General features: G+C 56.7%; 1 protein-coding gene. It reads right to left on the minus strand.

Features of this window, described 5'->3' with window-relative positions; genetic code table 11:
- Positions 1-462: 462 nt before the first annotated feature.
- The gene (locus QRN31_RS31135; protein ID WP_285436750.1) at positions 463-1233 is read right to left on the minus strand and encodes a hypothetical protein; all 771 of its coding nucleotides are present in this window, start codon (positions 1231-1233) and stop codon (positions 463-465) included.
- Positions 1234-1667: the final 434 nt, after the last annotated feature.

A 1667-nucleotide genomic window follows, 5' to 3' on the forward strand; every position in this document is an offset into this window, starting at 1 on the left:
GCGAGCTAACGCTCGGCCTGTTGAGTGGTGAGGAGCGGGCGGTACGCCTCGATTTACTGTGGGAGCTGGCCTTGCCGGCGATGGCGGCCTGACAGCCGACCAGTTTCTCTCAGATGCACCCCATTCCCCTGTGGGAGCTGGCCTGCCAGCGATGGCGGCCTGACAGCCGACCAGTCTCTCTTAGATGCACCCCATTCCCCTGTGGGAGCTGGCTTGCCAGCGAAGGCAGCTTGCCAGCCGACCAATCTCTTGCAGGTGTACACCGAACCCTGTGGGAGCTGGCCTGCCGGCGATGGCGGCCTGACAGTCGCCCAATCTCTTGCAGGTGTACCCGGTCCACAGTGGGAGCTGGCTTGCCGGCGATGGCGGCTTGCCAGCCGACCCTTTCTCTTCGGATGTATTTCCCATTCAAATCCAACCCAAAAAAAAGCCACCTTGCGGTGGCTTCTTTAATTCTTTTGATCAGTCGTAGATCACTTTCTTCTTCCAGTCTGCATCCGCCTCGACTTCTTTGAGGCCTTCGTTCAATTGGTTTGTTTCGCTTTCAACCGCTGCGATGTTGTCCATCACCATGGCATTGGCGCGGGCCAGGAGTTTTTCCAGGTATTCGAGTTGTTCGGCGTAGGCCTGGGGTTCCTGTTGTTTGCGCAGGTATTGCACGCCGCGTTCGAAAGCAAGACGGGCCTGGCCTGGCTGGTTTTGTTGCAGGCATTGCTGGCCAAGGTTGTTGAAGAACTCGATGTGCAGCAGCACCAGAATGTGGCGCACTTCGCGGATCCAGCGCTTGGCTTCGTTGGTCGGCAGGAAGCCGTCCTGGGCGGCGCGGGTGATTTGGCCATGCAGGGCTTCGAGCAGGAAGCGCACGTCTTTGGCTTTGGCTTCGGTCTGGATGGGGGCCGGGGGGTTGTTGACCGGGATTGAGTCGCCTTGGGCGACAAGGGCTTGCAGTTCGCTGACGCGGGCTTTGAGGTTGCTACTGGTTTTTTCCAGGTTGAGCAGGCGCTGGCAGACGTTCAGTTCCAGGCGAGTCAGCAGCAGCTTGAGCGCCGGTGTCATCAGCTGGCCAGGGAAGGTTTCGGTAATTTCACCACAACGACGCAGGCGGTCGTTGAGTTCAACCTTGGTACGGGCCTTTTCCAGCTTGTTGTTTTCCACCACATGGTTCATGTAGCCAATGGCGATCAATAGTGCGATCCCGGCTACGACTAGCAGGGTGATCATGAGTGGTGTCACCGGTAAGACCTCTTTATAGGGTTCGCGATCGAGTGTAGTAGCTTGGCATTTGGACGCATAGGGCCGCTCGACGAGTTGAATCGGTTGTGGCTCTATCTGTATCGGCCGCGATTGCGCTTATATAAGTGGTGGCAAATATGAAGCACATTGCCATCACTTCGTTGCCGTCGACTATAACGTCTTGCCGGGTATCGGAATATAGCCACCCAAGGCCGTCAGACGGAAAAGCCCGAATCGCCTCGCAAAGCAGGGCGAAGTCATTGATTTAAATAAATTTATATCAGGGGGTTGACGACCCCTCAATCCATCCATAGAATGCGCGCCACTTACAGCGTAAAGCACACAGCGAAACGCGGTAGGGAGTGAATGTTGTACGTGTGTCCCCTTCGTCTAGTGGCCTAGGACACCGCCCTTTCACGGCGGTAACAGGGGTT

This window comes from Pseudomonas sp. fls2-241-R2A-110 (assembly GCF_030209165.1).
Classification (GTDB): domain Bacteria; phylum Pseudomonadota; class Gammaproteobacteria; order Pseudomonadales; family Pseudomonadaceae; genus Aquipseudomonas.